At 40.7% G+C, this 622-nt stretch carries 1 protein-coding gene; it reads right to left on the bottom strand.

Annotation, left to right across the window (positions count from 1 at the left end; translation table 11 throughout):
• Positions 1 to 70: 70 nt before the first annotated feature.
• Positions 71 to 505 (bottom strand): thioredoxin, encoded by a 435-nt coding sequence (gene trxA / locus JMW90_RS13535; RefSeq protein WP_011514383.1) that lies wholly within the window; start codon positions 503 to 505, stop codon positions 71 to 73.
• Between the last annotated feature and the right edge of the window lie 117 nt (positions 506 to 622).

Genomic DNA, 622 nt, shown 5'->3' with positions numbered 1-622 from the left:
ATACACGTATTGGCTTTTTGTTGAATTCAATAAAGTCAGACTTTTGAGACAGCATTTATTGTAATAACAACTACTTTAAGCTTTGTACCCATTGCACGATTTGATGGCTTGGTAACGCTCCCGACTGCCGTGCTATCTCTTTACCATTTTTAAATGCTACCATCGTTGGTAAACTGCGAATATTATAAGGCGCCGCTGCTTGCTCATATTTATCGGTTTGTATTTTAGCAAACACGATTTGTGGCAACTGGCTGGCAGCTATCTTGAACTCCGGTGCCATCATAAGACAAGGTTGACACCAACTGGCCCAGAAGTCTACGATGGTCAGCACTTCATTTTTTTGAATGACTTTACTCACCGTTTGGGCATTTAACTCATGCGGCGTTGCAGTCAGTAAAGGCTTCGCACATTTACCGCAGTTTGGTGCAGCACTGAGTTTGGAATCTGGTACACGATTCGTTGCTTGGCAATGTGGGCATACTACATGAGCATTTTTTTCACTCATAATAAGACTCCGTTAAATTATCATAAATATGAAATTATCATAAAAAGACATGGATGAGTTGGATGAAACAGCACTGTACTAACACGGTGTTTATTCCCCAAGGACATTGATAGGTAC

The sequence above is a fragment of the Psychrobacter glacincola genome (assembly GCF_904846215.1).
Lineage (GTDB): Bacteria > Pseudomonadota > Gammaproteobacteria > Pseudomonadales > Moraxellaceae > Psychrobacter > Psychrobacter glacincola.
The sequence above is the reverse complement of the archived record's forward strand: the minus strand, read 5'-3'. Positions and strand labels throughout refer to the sequence as shown.

What these genes read in the sequence shown, in the direction of transcription:
- trxA (WP_011514383.1), bottom strand. Translation starts at nt 505, where the DNA reads ATGAGTGAAAAAAATGCTCATGTAGTATGCCCACATTGCCAAGCAACG.